At 44.5% G+C, this 19,928-nt stretch carries 18 protein-coding genes; 7 read left to right on the top strand and 11 right to left on the bottom strand.

Features of this window, described 5'->3' with window-relative positions:
* Positions 1 to 26: 26 nt before the first annotated feature.
* Complete coding sequence (locus tag DXD25_RS05815; protein ID WP_117662195.1) at positions 27 to 2,207, bottom strand: alpha-galactosidase; 2,181 nt, start codon at positions 2,205 to 2,207, stop codon at positions 27 to 29.
* Between the two features lie 311 nt (positions 2,208 to 2,518).
* Here DXD25_RS05815 and DXD25_RS05810 point away from each other — a divergent pair, with 311 nt between their 5' ends.
* A complete protein-coding gene (locus tag DXD25_RS05810; protein ID WP_117662194.1) occupies positions 2,519 to 4,135 on the top strand; it encodes a DUF6377 domain-containing protein in 1,617 nt (538 codons plus the stop codon).
* A 33-nt stretch (positions 4,136 to 4,168) separates the two neighbouring features.
* On the opposite strand, the gene DXD25_RS05805 is transcribed toward DXD25_RS05810, so the two are convergent.
* The 10 genes from DXD25_RS05805 to DXD25_RS05760 form a co-directional block, all read right to left on the bottom strand.
* Positions 4,169 to 5,296 (bottom strand): lactonase family protein, encoded by a 1,128-nt coding sequence (locus DXD25_RS05805; protein WP_158556305.1) that lies wholly within the window; start codon positions 5,294 to 5,296, stop codon positions 4,169 to 4,171.
* A 370-nt stretch (positions 5,297 to 5,666) separates the two neighbouring features.
* Positions 5,667 to 6,461: a twin-arginine translocase subunit TatC gene (gene tatC / locus DXD25_RS05800; RefSeq protein WP_233522206.1), complete on the bottom strand. Its 795-nt coding sequence runs from the start codon at positions 6,459 to 6,461 to the stop codon at positions 5,667 to 5,669.
* A complete protein-coding gene (locus tag DXD25_RS05795; protein WP_199540946.1) occupies positions 6,442 to 6,708 on the bottom strand; it encodes a twin-arginine translocase TatA/TatE family subunit in 267 nt (88 codons plus the stop codon). The genes tatC and DXD25_RS05795 overlap by 20 nt, the downstream gene beginning before the upstream one ends.
* 17 nt (positions 6,709 to 6,725) lie before the next feature.
* Positions 6,726 to 7,004, bottom strand: coding sequence for a CXXX repeat peptide modification system protein (locus DXD25_RS05790; protein WP_117662219.1), 279 nt, complete (start codon positions 7,002 to 7,004; stop codon positions 6,726 to 6,728).
* 27 nt (positions 7,005 to 7,031) lie between these two features.
* A complete protein-coding gene (locus DXD25_RS05785) occupies positions 7,032 to 7,994 on the bottom strand; it encodes a CXXX repeat peptide maturase (RefSeq protein ID WP_117662191.1) in 963 nt (320 codons plus the stop codon).
* On the bottom strand, positions 7,991 to 9,187 hold the full coding sequence (locus DXD25_RS05780; RefSeq protein WP_117662190.1) for a radical SAM peptide maturase, CXXX-repeat target family: 1,197 nt from the start codon (positions 9,185 to 9,187) through the stop codon (positions 7,991 to 7,993). Before DXD25_RS05780 ends, DXD25_RS05785 begins: the two co-directional genes overlap by 4 nt.
* Before the next feature lie 53 nt (positions 9,188 to 9,240).
* Positions 9,241 to 9,543 (bottom strand): hypothetical protein, encoded by a 303-nt coding sequence (locus DXD25_RS05775; protein ID WP_147327866.1) that lies wholly within the window; start codon positions 9,541 to 9,543, stop codon positions 9,241 to 9,243.
* 159 nt (positions 9,544 to 9,702) lie between these two features.
* On the bottom strand, positions 9,703 to 10,194 hold the full coding sequence (locus DXD25_RS05770) for a hypothetical protein (RefSeq protein WP_117662188.1): 492 nt from the start codon (positions 10,192 to 10,194) through the stop codon (positions 9,703 to 9,705).
* Between the two features lie 6 nt (positions 10,195 to 10,200).
* Complete coding sequence (locus DXD25_RS05765; RefSeq protein WP_117662187.1) at positions 10,201 to 10,512, bottom strand: hypothetical protein; 312 nt, start codon at positions 10,510 to 10,512, stop codon at positions 10,201 to 10,203.
* Positions 10,513 to 10,549: 37 nt separating this feature from the next.
* Positions 10,550 to 10,876 (bottom strand): hypothetical protein, encoded by a 327-nt coding sequence (locus tag DXD25_RS05760; RefSeq protein ID WP_117662186.1) that lies wholly within the window; start codon positions 10,874 to 10,876, stop codon positions 10,550 to 10,552.
* A 697-nt stretch (positions 10,877 to 11,573) separates the two neighbouring features.
* Here DXD25_RS05760 and DXD25_RS05755 point away from each other — a divergent pair.
* From DXD25_RS05755 to DXD25_RS05730, 6 genes are all read left to right on the top strand, one after another.
* On the top strand, positions 11,574 to 12,731 hold the full coding sequence (locus DXD25_RS05755) for a YhcG family protein (RefSeq protein ID WP_117662185.1): 1,158 nt from the start codon (positions 11,574 to 11,576) through the stop codon (positions 12,729 to 12,731).
* Between the two features lie 231 nt (positions 12,732 to 12,962).
* Positions 12,963 to 14,294 carry a glutamate-5-semialdehyde dehydrogenase gene (locus DXD25_RS05750; protein WP_117662184.1) on the top strand — a complete coding sequence of 444 codons (1,332 nt, stop codon included), beginning with the start codon at positions 12,963 to 12,965 and terminating at the stop codon, positions 14,292 to 14,294.
* A 72-nt stretch (positions 14,295 to 14,366) separates the two neighbouring features.
* A complete protein-coding gene (locus DXD25_RS05745) occupies positions 14,367 to 15,329 on the top strand; it encodes an acetylornithine carbamoyltransferase (RefSeq protein ID WP_089544463.1) in 963 nt (320 codons plus the stop codon).
* Between the two features lie 179 nt (positions 15,330 to 15,508).
* Positions 15,509 to 16,561 carry a Rid family hydrolase gene (locus DXD25_RS05740; protein ID WP_117662183.1) on the top strand — a complete coding sequence of 351 codons (1,053 nt, stop codon included), beginning with the start codon at positions 15,509 to 15,511 and terminating at the stop codon, positions 16,559 to 16,561.
* A gap of 116 nt (positions 16,562 to 16,677) precedes the next feature.
* A complete protein-coding gene (locus tag DXD25_RS05735; protein ID WP_147327865.1) occupies positions 16,678 to 18,363 on the top strand; it encodes a DUF6057 family protein in 1,686 nt (561 codons plus the stop codon).
* A 41-nt stretch (positions 18,364 to 18,404) separates the two neighbouring features.
* On the top strand, positions 18,405 to 19,880 hold the full coding sequence (locus tag DXD25_RS05730) for a PD40 domain-containing protein (RefSeq protein WP_117662181.1): 1,476 nt from the start codon (positions 18,405 to 18,407) through the stop codon (positions 19,878 to 19,880).
* Positions 19,881 to 19,928: the final 48 nt, after the last annotated feature.

The following is a 19,928-nucleotide window of genomic DNA, read 5'->3' as shown; positions in this document are numbered from 1 at the left end:
TGTTTTCATTATGAATAGTTGATACGTTATTCTAATACCAATACATGGCTTGTTCCATCTGTCTGGCTGAATACATTCAAGCCGACTTTCATCAGATAGTCACCGCTGTACTGCTTGCCATTGCACTCCAAATCAGATTCCTTGCCAGGCATCAGATTGGTCTCCTTTACGGTATAAACCTTATCGGCATCCAATCCCTGCATCTTCACATTCATCACAGGCTCCTTGTAGCGTGGATGCAAGTCGTAAGCAAAGAGAACGGCACGCTGCTTGTCCTTACTTACATAGTTAATGGCACAGTGGTTGCCTTCGTATGGAGAAACCAGGCGATACTGGTCACCCTCAAGAATCATCGGCTTCATGCTATCGTAGTTCTTGACTGCATTCTGCACAAACTTGTAGTCATCAGCAGAAAGCGACTTGAGATCGATATCAAAGCCCAACTTACATGAACTGCAAACATCGGTACGGAACTTCACACTGGTATTCTTGTTCCAGTTGGTTACATGCGAACCCATGGTCTTAGCTGGGAAGAACTTAGACAGACTCCACTGGATGTAGAGGCGCTCGTATGGATCAGTATCGTCTGAACACCAGAACTCAGTGAAATACTTCAGCATCTCGTAATCCATTCTGCCGCCACCACCTGAGCAAAGCATCATCGGCAACTTAGGATACTTCTTATGAATACGGGTAAGCACCTTGTAGATACCACGCACATGATCGATATAGAAATTACCCTGATTCTCCTTATGATATGGAGAATAGATATTGGTAATCACACTGTTGCAGTCCCACTTGAAGTAAGCCACATCCGGATTCTCTGTCATGATACGATCCACGATGCCGAACACATAATCCTGTACCTTAGGATTACTGATATCAAGCACCAGCTGGTTGCGGTAATAATAGGTATCACGCTTTGGCTGCATAATCACCCAGTCAGGATGCTTCTCAAAGAGTTCACTCTTAGGATTCACCATCTCAGGCTCAATCCAAATACCAAACTTCACACCAGCCTTTTTGGCATCTCTTACCAATCCAGGTATTCCATCAGGCAGCTTGCTCTTGGTAGCCTCCCAGTCGCCGAGACCTGCATGGTCGTCCTTGCGAGGATACTTATTGGCAAACCAACCATCATCAAGCAAGAACATGTCTACACCCAGGTCCTTGGCATCCTTCATCAACTCAGCAAGACTCTGCTGGTTGAAGTCGAAGCCGGTATTCTCCCAGTTGTTCAAGAGCGTAAGGCGATCTTCCATACCCATGTTTACCTGATACTGACGAGCCCAATTGTGCAAATTACGGGAAGCCTCACCGATACCATTATCGCTCATGGCAAAGATAAACTCAGGGGTAGTAAATGTCTCACCAGCCTTCAGCTTATAATTAGAGGCGTATGGATTGATGGCAGGGATAACACGAAGGGCTCCCACGTTATCTACCTCGAAGGTAAAGCGGAAGTTGCCAGGCCATCCGATGGTTCCAAGCATCACCTTGCCCTCATTCTCCTTGGCAGGCTCATCGAATCCCAGTTCAAAGAACGGCTCCTCATGCATGGCTGCACGGGTTCCCAACTTGGTATCAACAATCTTCTTACCAGCAGTCAACTGGCAAGTCTCAGGCTGTCCTTCCTTAGCCCAGTCGCTATGATAATTGGTAACGAAATACTTGTTTGCCTTAAAATAAAGCATTGTAGAGCTATATCTCCAAAGCGTAACCGGAGCTTTCTCCTTATGAGAAATTTCGCTCCACGCCTTGATGACGTTCTCCTTAGGATAAGCAGCATAGTGGAGCTTCACGGTCAGCGGATATACCTTGTCCTTAAGAGTGATGATGGTCTCAACACCTCCACTGATAGCCTTTTCTTCAGAAGACTGATAATACAAATAGGTGGTCATGTTACCATCTGCATGGGTCACTGCCACTGCTGGCTCGAAGAAATCTTCTGCACCAGAGGATGCATAAACCTCATGTCCTCGCTGGCAGACGGCACCATCAGAGGCTGCATATACATCCCACTTCAGATGATTGTAATCTGAAGGATTCTTCAACTTGTCACCCAGATACACTTGATAGAGGCGACCCTTAGGAGAAACCTGCATCACGAGGTCGGTCTTATCGGTTGACACTCGGATGGTCTTTTGAGCAGATGCCATGATAGATGTCATGCACATCGCTGCGATAATCATAAATACCTTTTTCATTGTTCTTTGGTTTTTATGTGATTGCTATGTTATAATTAAACGCTATACTTGCCACCGAATGAGATTCGATTGCGGTTGCAAAGTTAAGGAGATTTTTCAGACATTGGCATCATATGTAGGTTACGAGTAGATAAATACAGAATTCACAAAGCCTATAACCTACTAATAATCAAGCCTTCAAAGACATTAATACTTTTTAATAGAGTAGATGAAAAAAAGAGAAATAAAAGTAGTATCTTTGCAGAAAAATACAATTATAAGGCACTCTAATAGCCTATCTGATAGTAACAATAACAATTAAAAGAATAGTTATGAAAGTAGTATTGTGGTTCTTAATGATGCTTATGCCATTGCTGGCAAGTGCTTCTTCCGTAAACGAGGAACAGCTGTTCCATCGTTTAGACAGTTACATCGCTCAGCGAAGCAAGTTTACCCAAAGAAAAGAAGCGAAACTGCTAAGACTCAAACAGCAACTACACATGACTTCCGACAAGCGCAGCCAGCTTAGTCTCTACAATCAAATCTACAGAGAGTATTATACCTACCGTTATGACTCTGCCATGACATACGCCAAGAAGGGCTACCAGCTGGCAGTACAACTTCAGGATGATTATTTCGTCAACCTGAATAAAATCAATCGCGCGGCAGTGCTGTCAACAGGCGGTTTCTACAGCCAGGCAGAAGACTTAATGCTCGCAATGGATGTGGAGAAAATGTCACCTAAGTTATTGCAATACTATTATTATACCTTGACTTGGGTATATAACTATTGGGAAACTTTTTGCAACAAGTCGGAATTTCAAGAAGGATTAGAAGCCAAAAAACGTTTTTATTTAGGCAAGACTCTTGAGCATATCGGCAACAAGGAATCCGCTCTTTATTACTATCTTTCAGGAGAGTTTGAATTTCTAAAGCAGCGTACAAGCAAAAAGATGCTTCAGTTCTACATGAAGGCACTTTCAGCCAGTCCCCTGAACAGCCGTGTGCATGCTTCATCGGCATATTGCATAGCCCGCTATTATTATGATATCGACCAAAAGGATTTATATGAAAAGTATATTGTAGAAGCAGCCATCTCAGACCAGATATGCCCCCTGAAGGAGAATCTTGCTCTTCAGGAACTTTCCACCTATCTATATAATAAGGATGCCTCCTATGCAAAGAGGGCTTCCAAATACATCTATTGCTCCATGGAGGATGCCCAATTCTACAACAACCGTCTCCGCATGGTTGAGATTTCACGCATACTTCCCCTTATCACAGAAACGAACCACCAAGCAGAAGTACGCAAGAACCGCATCGTAACAGCATCCCTCGTCATCGTAAGTATCCTGTCGCTAGGATTCCTTGCCATGGCTTTCTTTGCATTCAAGATGAACAAGCGTCTAGCCAAGAGCCGTAGGGAGATAAAAAGCCAAAATACACTCTTGGATGAACTGAACCAGAAGCTGATCAACACCAATAAGCGAAGAGAGACCTATATGCATTTATTCCTGGACATCAGTGCCGTATATATCAAGAAACTGGATGATTATCGCAAATTGGTAAGCCGCAAAATCAAGGCAAAACAAACTGCCGATCTTCTGACTGCCATCAGCAGCTACAAGCTGGCAGAAGAAGAGGCTGCCAACTTCTATATTCGCTTCGACAAGGCATTCATTGACTTGTATCCGAATTTCGTGGAAGAGTTCAACCAACTGCTGTTGCCAGAAAAGCAGATTGTTCTCCCTGCCCCTAACAGTCTCACCAAGGAACTGCGTATCTATGCACTGATGCGACTAGGAATTACGGATGGTCAGGAACTAGCCACCCTCCTGTTCTATTCTACGCAAACCATCTATAATTACAAGACAGCCATCAGAAAGCGAGCCAAAGACCTCACCACTTTTGATGCAGCCATCAACCGACTATGCAATGTGATAGGCTAACCAGAGCAAGTGCCTGGTAAGCCCCAAAGCGTATTAATTGGCAAACTGCACGCACACAGGTTTTCCAACCTTTATATCCTGCTTCGTATCAACCATCATTCCTGTTTTCTTATTGAGCTTGAAAACTTGAATCACATGACTGTCACGGCACGCCACAAGCATGAACTGTCCGTTAGGCGTGATGGCAAAATTGCGAGGATGGGCAGCTGTAGGTTGGAAGCCTATCTTTGTGAGCAGACCCGATTTCTTATCTACGGCAAATACCGAGATGCCCTCATCGGTTAACCGATGGGAAGCATAAAGGAAGCGACCGTCAGGAGACAGATGAATATCAGCACTTCCAAGCGTACGGGTCTTCGAAGCCTGTATGCGCTGCAACTCCTGTAATGTACCCTTGTTATATTCCAATACGGTTACCGTGCCATCCAGTTCGCCTATAAGGTAAGCCACATTGCCTTTTGAATTGAACACAAGATGGCGTGGTCCCGTTCCTTTGGGTGCCTGATAGGCAAGAACAGGATTGGATAAGAATTCCTTGTCATCATTTACCTGGAAGCGCCAGATACAGTCGTTCCCCAAATCATTGGCAAGCATATATTGATGATCAGGAGTCATCTGGCAGCAATGGATATGCGATACCACGCCACTCCCCTCTCGATGCATATCGAAATATTGCGATTCTGGCGCCACACTTCCATCTTCCTTGATTGGGAATACGGAAATATCACCCCCATTATAATTGGATGTCACCACATTTCCGCCATACAGCATCACATTGCATGGTGCTGCACCTGGCATCTTGTTTTCAGGTCGAGTAGCCTTTGTTCCACACTTCTGATACCCAAGCGGAGTCATCGTTCCCTCCTTCTTATTGAGGATGAAAGCCCCGAGTCCTTGTCGCCCATCATCATATTCGCTCACGGCATAAACCCGATTTGCATCATGATTCATCATGAGAAACGAAGGGTTGCCTGCCTTCACATCGCCCACCAATTGCGATTTCCCCGTTCGTTGGTTGAAACAATAAACATACATTCCATCCGAAGTACTCTGGTCGGTATAGGTACCTACTACCATTGTAAGTTCATCACTCGCCACTGCCGGCATCCCCACAGCCATTGTCAAGGACAAGCCTGCCAATATCGTCTTTATATTACCCATAAGTCGTATCATTTTATCAAGTTAATTGCATATATAATGTTTAGAGGGGCAAAAATACAAAAAGAAAATGAAACGGGCAAACAAAATGGCAGGAAATTGAGAATATGGAAGACAAGGAATTGGTATATAGAACCAATGAAGGCTACATCATCTACGACAGATTCATAAATCTGTGGTCAAAGAGAATATAAACAAAAAAATGTGCTTTAAACGTGCGGAATGTATCTAAAAAAGATAGATTCCGCACGTTATCTCACTATTTTTCGTATATTTGCCACTACATAAAAGCTGTAACACTAAAGTTGTAATGGCATATAAAACTAAGTAACAAGAATTTAGCAAATCCTTTCATTGCAAATTCAACAAGCAACTATCTCTCTACCCTCCTCACTATCAGTATACTCAATTCATAAAGTCCATACATTGGAAGCGTGACCATACAACAAGTGAAGAGGTCAGGAGGGGTAATAATGGCGGCGATGATGGCTATCACTACAAAAGCATGGCGGCGGTATTGCTTCATAAAGCCTGCCTGAAGCATACCTAATTTGGTTAAAAAGAACGACAACACTGGTATTTGAAAGACCAAGCCCATCATCAACGTCAAAGTAATAAATGTTGAGACATAGGAAGAAAGATTAATCTGGTTCACTACACTTTCCGCCACCTGATAAGTCCCCAGAAAACGCAATGCGAAAGGAAACAGCACATAATAACTCATAAGCACACCTAACATAAAGAGCAGGTACACCGCCACGGCTACAGACACCGAATATCTACGCTCATTCTCATAGAGAGCAGGAGCTATAAAGCGGTACAGCTCTATCACCACATACGGCAGGGAGAACAGCAAAGCAAGATAGAAGGAAGTAGAGACATGCGTCATAAACTGGCTCAACAGTTCCGTATTGATTAGTTGCACATGGTACGGCTCAAAATGAAAATCTATCCCTATTTCTCTCGCCAACCATTCTATCACTTGATAGGTATAAAAGTCGCTACCGCTCGGTGCCAGCAATAATGAAAAGGTCGTGTCCTTGGCACAGAATATAACGATAGCTATGATTATCACCACAGCTAAAATACGGAAAAGCATCTTGCGGAATACCTCAAGATGCTCTCCGAATGTCATCAGTGGGTTCTGATTATTCTCCTTTTCCATCATTCTCGTTTATAGAAGAATCTGCCTGATGGGCATCCTTTGGCTGTGTTTTTGCATCATCATGCTTGCCAGCAGATGAAGTTGTTTGCTTTGCAGCATTGTCGTCCTCAGGTTCTGTCACTTCTCTCATTCCGTCCTTGAAGCTGCGCACACCTTGTCCCAAGCCCTTCATCATCTCAGGCAATTTCTTTCCACCAAAGAGCAGAAGTACCAAGGCTGCGATAAGCAACAGTTCGGATGTTCCTATCATTAACAAATGGTTTGCCATCATGCGTTTCCTCCCACTAAATAGATTTCACATGTCTCGAAGTTGATTTCCCAGTTGCCACCTTCAATGCTCTCCCATTGGTATTTCTCGCCCATGCGATCCCACCAGCTTTGGAATTTTGTACCTGTTTCCCCCATATCCTTGACCAGCTTCTCATAGAGCTCATGGTTATCTGCCGTCAAGATTTTTGCCAGTTCATTCAAACCATTGCGGCGCTCAAAGAGTTGCTGAATCTCGTTTCTTTCTTCTATGGTCACTTGACCTACTACTTTTCTTATTGCCATATACAGTTATATCTTTAATAGTTATTGATTGTTCCACTCATTCCTCATATCATAAGGATCAAGATAAGAAATTTCCTTGATTTCTTCCTTGTCGGGAAGAAACTCGCCATACCTGCGCAAAGTCTGCATCAAGTTACGACTCTCATTCCGCTCCAAATGCGCCACTACACACTGCTCATGGCTCGGGGTGTTCACCTCCAACGTCAGCTTGCGGTTCAACCAGATGCAACGCTTGCACTGATAGGCATCACAATGGCGACAGATGGGTGCATGATCAAGCCTATAGAGCTGCGGATTCCTCACATCCAGTCCATTGTGCAGACTTCCCACCGAATATCCGTCTTCCGAAAGATAGAAGGCGGGACACACATAGAAGTTGCCGTCTGGAGCCAAGGTGAGGCATGTATCCCCTGCCCCACAGTTGTTCATCCCATCAAGCATCATACGGTCAGTGAGCAAATTGAGTTGCGGTGATTTACCATCCACATAAAGACTCGCAACAGACTTATTGATATCCTGAAGCCATAATTTGTAAGCGTCAAAGTCTGCATTAGAAAAACGTTCTAAGTCCGTTATAACAATATTCAAACGAGCCACCTTATTTAATATGGTCACAATAAGGGAAGACTGGGCGAACAAAGAATCTTTGTCTATTCTCAATACATAAGAAGTGGCATACTTCGCGCCTTTTCTTACGAGTAGTTCAGCATCTTCCATACCATCCAACACCACAACATCCGCACCATCAGATACGACCAAAGGCTTTATCTTTACATGGTCAATGCACTCTATCGCCGCCTCATATTCCGCAGGGAGAGGATAATCGGGATAGACGAACTGCACATTGAGGTTTTCTTTCATCGCATAGAGAATGCTAGCCTTCAAGGTATCCAAAGGCATCAGCCTACGCTCCTGTTTTTTGTTCGGATAATGACAGAACGATACCGAGGTATCATCCAATAAAATCACAATGTATTGTATCATGCTTTCTCTATTTTACGATAAAGTTTGTTCCAATAATAGTTGTTGGCGTGTACCCTTGCCTTGTGCATCTTGCAGATGGCTGTGGCACGCTGGTAGATGGTCGGTGTATCGGCGGCATCATAGTTCTCTCCCTGACACCAGGCACAGCCTTCAGCCACTTCACAATCGATGCACTCTTGTGTGGACTGCGTACAACGGTCTAAGGTCAAGAACGGTCGGAGTTTATTCTGGTCAATGCCATCATGAATATTACCGATAATCCATGCTTTCTTGCTACGTAGAGAATACTGGGCAAATCGGGTGCAGGGATAAAAGTTACCCTCCGCATCCACTGCGAGCATCTTACCAGCTCCACACCAGTTCTGATTTTGTAAGTGGCAGTCCATCGGCTTGCCCATGTGCTCAGTAAAGAACGAGCAGGCATAGTCTTCGTAATAGCCACCATCGATTATCGCATCCGCCAACAGCATGAGTTGTTCCTCGAAGAGTTTGTCATCCCCTTCTTCCCATACATTCTCAAATACGCAGTTGATATTCACCTCATGAATACCCAACGAATAGAGATGCAACACACTATCCTTGATATAAGGAATGTCGGCACTGCTTATAGTCACCTTGGTACTCGCATTAGGAAACTGTTCTAGCCACAAAGGGATATTCTTTACCACATCCTCATAAGACCCTCGTTCTTCCTCAGGCCTGGGCATGATGCCTTTCTCCATATCCCGAGTCTTCCAAATACGATTGAGATCATGTTTCTGCTTGGTACCATCGATAGTGATTCCGATGGAGAGATGTTGTCGGTTTTTTTGGATAAATCGCTGTACTTTCTCTGTTCCGTAATTGATGCCATTTGTGGAGAAAGAGAAGCGATAAGAGTTGAACCAATGATGGTTTCTGCGGAACATCTCCACCTTGAGATAGTCGCATATCTTGTCGATAAGGTCTATCTCCAGAAAGGGTTCGCCGCCTATAAAGTCCCATATCACGCTCTCCTCCTTCATCTCGTCCTCATGGTCAAGCACATAGTCAATGGCTTGCTTAGCAACCTCCCAGGACATTCTCTCTTTCGTGTTCTTTCCCACGAGGTAGCAGTATTTACAAGCCAATTGACAATCCTTGGTGACGATGAAGGTGATATTCTTGGCGATGCCTGATTGCCATTCACTGCGACTTGTTCTGATCTTTTCCATTTACTATTAATAACTAACAAATACAACACCGCCAGAACAACCATTAGAGCATCCTAATCCACAGCTTCCACGGCAAGTTCCTGTACAGTCACCACGGCAATTACCGCTACAACCACGGCCGCAACCTCCTGTACAAGTTGATAAGCAGTTATTGCCACAATTATATATACATTCGTTGCTGCAACTCTGTTGACAAGTCTGTGAACACATAATTCCACAATCTGACTGACATGTACTTGCGCATCCCTGTCCGCAACCACTTCCACAAGAGGTTGTGCATGTCGTCTGGCAGCCACCTTGACACCCTTTACAGCCAGACTTACAACCATTTGTACAAGATGTAGTACATAATCCATAACATGAGCCATTACAAGTCTGTGGTGCTAATTGTTCATCATCACTACCCCAAGCCACAGATGAAGGCAGAATCAAGCAACCTAAAATTGGCAACACTCGTTTTGTTGCGTTTTTAAGAAATGCTCTTCTATTCATATTTTCCTTTTTCATGACCGATACTAATCAAAACTAAAACCAAAACCTACATTTTCCCACCAAAGATTATATGTTCCAATCTTATCACCTTTAGTGGGAGAAATTTTTATCGTTACTATTTTCTTCACCTTAATTACAGGTCTTGTATCAGAATAATTATATTCTATCCACTGCCAATTCTTTTTAAATATATCGTAAGCGGTTGGATAATCATCACAAATATAGTACTCTATTGTTCCTGTGAACTCCAGCCATTGCTTGTTTTTAAACATCACTTTTCTCTGCTTCTTATCTGGTAATGTTTCAGGATTATCAATAGTTATACGAAATAGATAATTATGAACACTACCGCCATTTGCATTATATATCACAAAATCGTGCCAATTACCAGATGCCCTTGCAAAATAACGAGGACTCCATTCTGACCATAAGCCATCATAAAAATAACTCCAACTAATAGCCTTTACAGCAACCGACATAAGAACCATCCCCAATATGACAATTAATCTTTTCATGTTCTATCATTTTATATTGTTCATCGTCACACTATTTTTAAGCTTACCATGATTTTTCAAGTCATTGAAAGCTGTAGCCAAAATATTAATTCTATCGTGAAACACTCGATATTCCTCATCTGTTTGATGAGTCATATAGATATTACAAATCCATTCTACTACTTCACTTGGAGGCAAAGAATTGATTGCACACTGATACAAATATTCAAGAACCTTTCGGTAACTTCCTGCATTTCCCAAAGGATCTCCGTTAGTATAAGAAACATGCTCTACTTCATCTACTAACGCTTGTTTTGCTGTTTCAACACTTTTCACCATATTACCAATTATTTATTACACATTGCACCTATTAATGCTACCAACCCATAATATCCACACGGTATCCCATATCACGATACACTTTATCACCTTCTGTCTTTATATATACAGAATATCTCTGTATTCCACCTGGTGATAGACTCACTATTCCTTCAGAATCAGAATCATGACGTTCTACATAATCACACTCACCAATGACGTGAAAGTTACATTCATTTGCATACTGTCCTTCCTTAAACTCTGCACTCTTAGGAGAAAAATTAGTTAAATGAAGTTTCTTGCCTCCTCGATAATAATCAAAGAGTTCCATTTCACGTAGCAACTGGAGCAAATCTTTCTTTAATATATCTTCATCTACTTTCATATACTACTTATTATTTAATTCACTATCATTTATTATTTGTTTCTAAAGGCCAAAAACGCACCTGCTTGCCAAATTGCAAATACAAGCGAATCAGCCTCGATTTTAATTCATATTTAACCTTTTCTACTATATTGCATGTACGTCGGAATTATGATAGAACACTATTCATAGCTGAATCCATTGTATGGCATGCTTAAACAACCCTCCTCACGTGGCTCCTCGTGCTTAAAAAAGTTTAACCACCCATACACAAAAAAAGAAACGTGGAGCCAGTCTGTCACTCGTTCCACTGTGTGAGGCTTCTCGCATTGCCCGATAAGTCGAAACGAGCAACGCTGAAAGCCCCACGTAAATGTATATATAATCATCCCACGAGATACAATCCATCCATAGAAATGGATACTGCATCTTGAAAGGAATGCATACAATACACCCAAGGGGCGTTCCCGTTGCTTTGTTCTTGACTTATCGTTGAACTTTGCGAGAATTCCACACAGTCAAAACCAAAGCGTACAGTTACGCCTTTTATGTATATGTGTCTCCCTAAGCATCCCACCCACGAGGGCTTTCAGCAAGGGTTTGACGATGCAAAGATAGCAAAAGTTTTGGTTTCCGCAAACTTTTTAACCATATTTTTGTGCTTTACCAATAAAAAAGCGTATCTTTGCACTCATCATACATAAAACAAGGCATAATTATGAAGCAAATGGAGCACTCATATAAAGGAGGAGAGAAGTTTCTCGTAAATGATTTGAAGACAATTGTCAGCAAAGCAAGGAGCAAAGCTTTCGCTGCCGTCAATTATTCTCTGGTAGAAAGAAACTGGAAAATAGGGAAACGTATTGTGGAAGAGGAGCAGAACGGAGCATCACGTGCAGAATACGGAAAGCATGTGATAGAGATTGCTTCGGCTGCTCTTACAGAGGAATTCGGGAAGGGATTCTCATATACGAATATTGCCAATTACAAAAGGTTTTATCTGACATTCAATAACTTACAAATTCTTCAGACAGTGTCTGAAGAATTCAAAAAGCAAAAACATCAGACACTGTCTGATGAATCTTCTTTGCTACCCCAAAAAGATCAGACACAGTCTATCCAATCCGAGTTACGCCTTCTTCCTTGGTCTCATTACGAGCGTCTCATCCGTGTAGAAGATAAACAAGCTCGTGAATGGTATGCAAAGGAAGCGTTCAACGAAGGTTGGAGTTACCGAACCCTCAACCGCAATATCAACACCTTATATTATGAACGTCTTCTTATGTCGAAGAAGAAGCAGCCAGTCGTTAACGAGATGCAAGACAAGACAAAGGCTTATCAACAAGACAAACTCGAATACATCAAATCACCAGTTGTCTTGGAATTCCTTGGATTACCGGAAGACACCTCCCTTGCAGAATCAAAACTGGAGACAGCCATCATCAACAACCTAGAGAAATTCTTGATGGAAATGGGAAAGGGATATGCACTCGTGGCTCGTCAGCAACATATTCGAACCGAGGAAAACGACTACTACATCGATTTGGTGTTTTACAATTACCTCATCAAATCATTTATTTTGGTCGATTTGAAGGTAAATCGCATCACTTATCAAGATGTAGGACAGATGGATATGTATCTTCAGATGTACGACAAGATGAAAAAAGGACCAGACGACAATCCTACTATCGGAATCATTCTTTGTGCCGAAACCGATTCGGATGTGGCACGATACTCTACCCTCGCCAAAAACGACCAGATGTTCGCAGCAAAATACAAGTTATACCTGCCAGACAAGGAAGACTTGAGAAGAGAAATCGAACGACAGAAAGAACTGTATCTAATGGCTCATCCTGAAGAAAACGATAAAGAGTAATTCTTCTGGCAGTATCAGAATAATTAGAAGGAACCATTACAAAAAGGTCAGACGCTGCCTGACCTTTTTTATCTCATTTTCGTATAACTATCCATTTATCTATAAAATCATCACTTTTTCTTGCATAAAGTTTGCAATTTCCAATATTTATGCTTACCTTTGCCGTTGTTAAGAGGGAACTCATAACACATTACCAAATATCTTATCATCAAATAAGAAAGGAAATAGCAAATGGAACTGAAAGAGACTTTCCAAAAAGTGAAGGCAGCCAGCAAGACACTGGGCTTGCTCAGCGACGAACAACGTAACGAAGTGCTAAAGGCGGTGGCTGACGCTATCATCGCAGAGACTCCTGCGCTCCTTGCAGCAAACGCAGAAGACTTGGCGAAGATGGACAAGGCTAACCCGCTCTACGACCGATTGCAACTCACAGAGCAGCGACTCCAGGATATTGCTTCGGATATGCGACACGTAAGTACCCTGCCCTCACCGCTCGGAAGAGTTCTCAAAGACAAGACACTCGACAATGGATTGCACCTGCAGCGAGTAGCCGTTCCATTCGGAGTCATCGGCATTATTTACGAGGCCCGTCCTAATGTTACCTACGATGTTTTTTCACTCTGTTTCAAGAGCGGAAATGCTTGCGTACTGAAAGGTGGAAAGGACGCAAACAGCTCTAATACAGCAAGTATCGAACTTATCCACAAAGTGTTGATAAAGTATGGAATCAATCCTGATGTGGCAACTCTCCTACCTGCTACCCATGAGGCTACCGGCGAAATGCTGAATGCCGTGGGCTATATCGACCTCTGTATTCCTCGTGGCGGAAAGAAGCTTATCAACTTCGTGCGTGATACTGCCAAAGTACCGGTTATAGAGACCGGAGCCGGCGTGGTACATTGTTACTTCGACAAGGATGGCGATCTGGAGATGGGCAAGCGCATCATCACCAATGCCAAGTGCCGAAGAGTGAGCGTATGCAATGCACTCGACTGTCTGCTGATTCACGAAAACAGATTAAACGACCTCCCTGCTCTCTGCGAGGGTCTCGCCGAGAAACAGACCAAGATTCATGCTGATGCCAAGGCTTACGAAGCCTTAAAGGGGCACTATCCTGACACCTTATTATATAAGGCAGAGGAAAGCGAAGCGAAGATGAAGGAGGCAGGTTTGCTGACTGCGGATTGCAAATCCGCAGACTCAACAGAAGCAGATGCTAATATGAAGAGCATCTGGAACACTGAATGGCTCAGCATGCAGATGGGTATCAAGACCGTCGCTTCAGAAGATGAGGCGCTCGACCATATCGCTACCTACGGAAGCGGACACAGCGAGAGCATCGTTTCCAACAACGAAGCAGCCCAGAAGAAGTTCCAGGCATTGGTAGATGCAGCCTGCGTTTATGTAAACGCTCCTACCAGCTTTACCGATGGCGCACAGTTCGGACTGGGCGCAGAGATAGGCATCAGTACCCAAAAACTTGGAGCCCGCGGACCAATGGCGCTAGAAGAAATTACCACCTACAAGTGGCTGATTACTGGCCAGGGACAGACAAGGAAGTGAAGAACGAAAAGTGAAGAGTGAAGAATTCAATAGCTTTATATCAGAAATAACAAACAAAAAAACGAAATAACAATGAAGACATTCTTTAATGTTGAAGACCTTGGCGACTTGAAAGCAGCACTCGCCGAGGCACAGGAAGTGAAAGCAAACCGTTTCGGTTATCAGGAGTTAGGCAAGAACAAAACCTTGCTGATGATATTCTTCAATAACAGTCTCCGTACCCGACTGAGTACACAGAAGGCTGCGATGAACCTGGGCATGAATGTAATCGTGCTCGATGTAAACGCAGGTGCATGGAAACTGGAGACTGAGCGTGGCGTCATCATGGATGGCGACAAGAGCGAGCACCTGCTGGAGGCAATCCCAGTGATGGGAAGCTTCTGCGACCTTATCGGTGTGCGCAGCTTTGCCGGTTTGAAAGACCGTGACTACGATTATGCCGAGACCATCGTCAACCAGTTTGTAAAGTACAGCGGTCGCCCAGTCTTCGCTATGGAGACAGCTACCGTTCACCCTCTCCAGGCATTCGCCGACCTCATCACCATCGAGGAGCACAAGAAGGTGGCTCGTCCAAAGGTAGTCCTGACCTGGGCTCCTCACTGCCGTGCCTTGCCTCAAGCTGTGCCAAACTCATTCGCTCAATGGATGAACGCAGCCGATGTTGATTTCGTGGTTACTCATCCTGAGGGCTATGAACTCGACCCTAAGTTCGTAGGTAATGCCAAAGTGGAGTACGACCAGAAAAAGGCTCTGGAAGGTGCAGACTTCGTTTATGCCAAGAACTGGAGCTGTCCGGGTGTGAAAGACCCAGCACAGTATGGCGAAATCCTGAGCAAGGATATGAGCTGGACCATCGACGAGGAGCACATGAGCTGGACCAACGATGGTTGCTTCATGCACTGTCTGCCAGTACGCCGTGGACTGATTGTTACCGATGATGTCATCGAGAGCAAGAACAGTCTGGTGATTCCAGAGGCTGCCAACCGTGAGATCTCAGCCGAGGTTGTCATCAAGCGTATGCTCGAATCACTCTAAAGCAGGAAATAAGAAAAAGATAGGGGAAGTAAAGGAAAACAAGCCTTTACTTCCCTCTTTTTCGTTCTATCCAGCCTGTTCCTATCCCCATATCTCGGTATTTTTATCTTTTCATCCTGTCTATATTCTTATATCTCAGATATTATCCGTACCTTTGCTGGCGAAAAAAGAAAAACAAGATGGACAAATACATAATACTATCACCAGAAGCTAAGGGTTCATTCAATGATCGCCTTAACTTTCTGTATCTAAAACTAGGTAACATTCTCGATACAGAGAAACTGGAAAATCGTACCTTGCAATATTGTAAGGTATTCCTCAGCGACTCCCAGAACCAGATAAAAGAGTTAGAAGAATCTCTCCTTTATCAGGAGTTTCTGAAAGGCGCAAACCTCACTATCGTGGAACAGACTCCACTGAATGGCAGCAAGGTAAGCCTGCTGATCAAGACTACGGATGAAGCTACACCTATCTTATTCCACAGTCTTCGTCTTACAGAAGAGGAAGCAAAGGGAAAGGATTCGTACGAGCAGACCCATTTTCTCTTCAATAAATATCTGAAGACTATTGAAGGTACGGATATGACCATGGAACGCAACCTGGTTCGCACCTGGATATACGTCACCAACATCGATGTAAACTATCAAGGCGTAGTAGAAGCCCGCAATGACATCTTCGACCAAGAAGGATTGACTGCCGACACCCACTACATTGCCAGCACGGGTATCGGTGGAGCCACTCCGGTACGCCACGCAGCTGTAGCCATCGACTTCCTCACCATCCCCCATATCAAGGAAGAGGACAAGAAGTATCTTCAGGCACTCGATCATCTGAATCCTACCCATGAATATGGAGTAGCCTTCGAACGAGGAACCCGGCTTACGCTACCTACCCATACTCTCCATCCAGAAGGAAGCCAGCAGTTCAAGCAACAATACTTCATCTCCGGTACAGCCAGTATCGACAAGTATGGAGATGTGGTCTATGCAGGAGACATCGTGCGCCAGACCGGCAGACTGCTTGAGAACATCGGCGCCCTGCTGAAAGATGGCGATGCCACGATGAATGATATCCAATACTTCATCATCTATCTTCGCGACATCTCCGACTATCATACGGTAGATAGAATGATGCAGCAGTTTTATCCACAGATACCCCGCATCATCGTGGAGGCTAAAGTATGCCGACCAGGCTGGTTGATAGAAATGGAATGCATTGCTGAGAAGGAATAATCACACATACATTTGATACGAATAAGCAGAAAAATGATAAGAAAATGTCATTTTTCTGCTTTTTTTTATTCATTCTTAATATTTTTGTGTAACTTTGTAGTCTAAATAATAGTAGAATGAACAGTCTGATTACCAAACCCGGAGTACACGTACTCATCTTATTGGGGGCAATAGCAAGTTTTGTGTTTTTCCAATTCTTCTATCCCTATCATCTCTTTTACCAGGAGCAGAATCAACTCTTTCTGTTTTCATGGGACTATATCACCACCTATCTCGACAAGCCGGGTTGGCTAGCTTGCCTGACAGGCGACTTCCTCACACAGTTTTATTATTACCGATATGCTGGTCCTACCATCCTGACCCTATCCATCCTTATGGCTGGATACAACGTAAGATGTGGCGTAGAGGATGCCGACATCAAGGGCACCTGGATACCATACACCATAGCCATCGCTGTGATGACGATGCTCGTGTGCTTCAGTTTGCACTACGACTATAGGCTCAGCAGCATCATTGCCATTGCCGGTGGAGCCAATGTCTTCCGGTTCAGCACCAAGATTCTTGTCTCCACCCGTATGTCCATCAAGAAGCTGGAAAATCAGGCACTGCGACATACTTCCATAGACGGAACGAGATTACCCCAGTGGATTACATCAGTCAGCATCTTCATCAGCATGCTGGTTTGCCACTGGTTCTTTGGCTGTGGCATGTGGATATACGCAGCCCTCGTACTGTTAGGCTGCATCAAGTATATCAACAAGCCAGGCAACTATACCCGTCTGGCAGCCATTGCCATCCCCCTATTCATCATCATGCTTGATAAACGCCTGTATTTCATCGATTTCCATACATTATATACCCACCCGGGCTTAGGTAAGTTTGTAAAGCCGCAGATGGACTTGGAGAAGACCCTGGCTGCAGATTGCGAATACTACTTCGGCAACTACAACAAGGTGGTCAATATGATAGAAAAAGACAAGGAGCCTAACTCCTACATGAAGTTCTATTATAACCTGATTTCTGCACAGGGACGCAGTCTCCCCGCAGTACTGCTGAAATTCCCAAGCAACAACCTCGGTACCTTCGAGACACTGGGTCCCGACACGCCACCCCTCACCATCAAGACCCTCAACGAACTGTATTGGATATTGGGCGACATGACCTTCTGTGAGCGTGCCGCCATGCTCGCCAACGTATGTTCGCCGGAAAATCGCAACATCCGGATGATGAAGCGTCTTGCAGAGATTAATCTAGTAAAGGGCGATTATGATGCCGCCCGCAAATATCTCCGCATCCTGCAGAAGACATTCGTATGGAGCAGATGGGCCAACCGTGCTTTTGATGCCCTTGGCAGAAAGGCTTCATCCTATGACAAAGCCCTCCTGCAGCAGTACATCGACAAGCGCCCCTATCTCAACACCCGAGATACGCTGCGCCTGAACGACAACTGCCACACCATCATGAGCGAACTGATGGAAAGCAACCCCAACAACAACATCACCGTCAACTATATGCTCTGCAGCGACCTGCTCCTGAAGGATATGGAAACCTTCAAGCACGATTACGATGCCTATTATCTCAAGCAGCAGAATGTAACTTACGAGAAACTATACCAGGAGGCACTTGCCATCTATCTGGCAGGAACAAAGGCTCCGACTGCCGAATGGGCAAAGTATATCAAGAGGCAGGATGTATTGCAGAGATTCAAGCTGTATAATGAACAGCGAGGCAACCCAGCCTTCAAGGATACCTACTGGTATTACTTCGACAAGGCAGAGGCACCTAAGCTGAACAACAACTAGCGCAAATACTTGATACGATTCATCTTCTAAAATAGAGAAATATGAAATTCCAGAATATACTATATGGTGCAGCGGCGAGCCTTCTTCTGCTCGCCTCCTGCGCCCTGACTCACGAGAATGCAGAACAGGTAGATCACTACCCCAATATGTATCCCGACTATGCAGATGTAACGATTCCGGTGAATATCGCCCCGCTCAATTTCGAGATTCGCGACAAGCACCTTACCAACATCGAAACCATTCTCACCATCGAGGGCGCTGATGCCAACGATGCCGACAACACATTAACCGCTACAAGCAACAGTCAGAACCTGAAGTTCGATCTCGACGACTGGAAAGCATTCCTTCAGAAGGCGGTGAACAAGAACGTAAAGGTGCAGATCTACTCCAAGAGCGATGACGGAGAATGGACCGCATTCAAGTCCTTCAAATGGCAGGTGGTAGGCGACAGCATTGACCCCTATCTCACCTACCGACTGATAGAACCCGACTACGAGGTATGGAACAAGATACAGATCAGGCAGCGATGTATTGAGAACTGGAAGGAGACGATTCTCACCGACTATCATCTGCAGGAAAACCGCTGCATGAACTGTCACGCCTTCGGCAACCAGAACCCGAACCTCAGTATGGTATATGTAAGAGGCGAAGGCGGCGGAGCCATCCTCAACCGCAACGGCAAGCTGCGTAAACTCAATCTGAAGACAGCCAATATGGTTTCATCGAGCGTGTATTACGGGTTCGACCCTTCGGGCAGATACGTCACGTTTTCTACCAACATCATCATCCCTGCCTTCCATGCCAACCCAGACAAGCGGCTGGAGGTATATGATTCGAAGAGTGATGTGTATGTTGCCGACCTCGACAACAACATCATCATTTCATCGCCGCTCACCAGCGACAGCACAAAACTCGAGACCTTCCCTACCTTCTCGTCTAACGGCCGATACATCTACTATTGCGTAGCAGATAAGAAAGGTCTGAAGACAAAGAATCTGAAGGGATTGAAATATGCCCTTGTCCGCATCCCTTTCGAGGACAGAACAGGAACATTCGGTTCGAAGGTAGATACCCTCTACACAGAGCGCTCGGTATGCCATCCCAAGATAAGTCCAGACGGCAGATACTGTCTCTTCACCGTTGCCGACTATGGCACCTTCCCTATCTGGCATCCAGAGGCAGAACTCCGTATGCTCGACCTGCAGACCGGAAAGATAGACAGCCTCAGCATCGTAAACAGCAGGAAAAGTGATACCTATCACAGCTGGTCGCATTCCGGCAGATGGTTTGTCTTTGCAAGCAAGCGCGATGACGGACTCTACGGCAAGCCTTACTTCTGCTATTTTGATGAGCATGGCAAGGCTCACAAGCCTTTCGTCTTGCCGCAGAGGGAACCAACCTTCTACGACGATTGCCTGAAGAGTTTCAACATCCCGGAGTTGAGTCGTGGTCCCGTTCCATTCAATGCCATCGATATTGAGAATGTGATGAAACAGGAAGCAGAAAAGTTTAAATAAACACAGTATCCAATAAACACAAAAAAGCCCGAGCTGATAATGGCTCGG

Origin of the sequence: Prevotella sp. TF12-30 (assembly GCF_003436715.1) — a bacterium.
Taxonomy (GTDB): domain Bacteria; phylum Bacteroidota; class Bacteroidia; order Bacteroidales; family Bacteroidaceae; genus Prevotella; species Prevotella copri_A.
Note: the sequence above shows the minus strand (reverse complement) of the source record. Positions and strands in the feature narration are given on the sequence as shown.

Bases quoted from the DNA above. Each gene is read 5' to 3' on its own strand.
- DXD25_RS05795 (WP_199540946.1), bottom strand. From the start codon at position 6,708: ATGATAGGAACATCCGAACTGTTGCTTATCGCAGCCTTGGTACTTCTG.
- DXD25_RS05815 (WP_117662195.1), bottom strand. From the start codon at position 2,207: ATGAAAAAGGTATTTATGATTATCGCAGCGATGTGCATGACATCTATC.
- DXD25_RS05745 (WP_089544463.1), top strand. From the start codon at position 14,367: ATGAAGACATTCTTTAATGTTGAAGACCTTGGCGACTTGAAAGCAGCA.
- DXD25_RS05730 (WP_117662181.1), top strand. From the start codon at position 18,405: ATGAAATTCCAGAATATACTATATGGTGCAGCGGCGAGCCTTCTTCTG.
- tatC (WP_233522206.1), bottom strand. From the start codon at position 6,461: ATGATGGAAAAGGAGAATAATCAGAACCCACTGATGACATTCGGAGAG.
- DXD25_RS05785 (WP_117662191.1), bottom strand. From the start codon at position 7,994: ATGATACAATACATTGTGATTTTATTGGATGATACCTCGGTATCGTTC.
- DXD25_RS05755 (WP_117662185.1), top strand. From the start codon at position 11,574: ATGAAGCAAATGGAGCACTCATATAAAGGAGGAGAGAAGTTTCTCGTA.
- DXD25_RS05810 (WP_117662194.1), top strand. From the start codon at position 2,519: ATGAAAGTAGTATTGTGGTTCTTAATGATGCTTATGCCATTGCTGGCA.
- DXD25_RS05770 (WP_117662188.1), bottom strand. From the start codon at position 10,194: ATGAAAAGATTAATTGTCATATTGGGGATGGTTCTTATGTCGGTTGCT.
- DXD25_RS05750 (WP_117662184.1), top strand. From the start codon at position 12,963: ATGGAACTGAAAGAGACTTTCCAAAAAGTGAAGGCAGCCAGCAAGACA.
- DXD25_RS05805 (WP_158556305.1), bottom strand. From the start codon at position 5,296: ATGGGTAATATAAAGACGATATTGGCAGGCTTGTCCTTGACAATGGCT.
- DXD25_RS05765 (WP_117662187.1), bottom strand. From the start codon at position 10,512: ATGGTGAAAAGTGTTGAAACAGCAAAACAAGCGTTAGTAGATGAAGTA.
- DXD25_RS05775 (WP_147327866.1), bottom strand. From the start codon at position 9,543: ATGGATTATGTACTACATCTTGTACAAATGGTTGTAAGTCTGGCTGTA.
- DXD25_RS05735 (WP_147327865.1), top strand. From the start codon at position 16,678: ATGAACAGTCTGATTACCAAACCCGGAGTACACGTACTCATCTTATTG.
- DXD25_RS05760 (WP_117662186.1), bottom strand. From the start codon at position 10,876: ATGAAAGTAGATGAAGATATATTAAAGAAAGATTTGCTCCAGTTGCTA.
- DXD25_RS05740 (WP_117662183.1), top strand. From the start codon at position 15,509: ATGGACAAATACATAATACTATCACCAGAAGCTAAGGGTTCATTCAAT.
- DXD25_RS05780 (WP_117662190.1), bottom strand. From the start codon at position 9,187: ATGGAAAAGATCAGAACAAGTCGCAGTGAATGGCAATCAGGCATCGCC.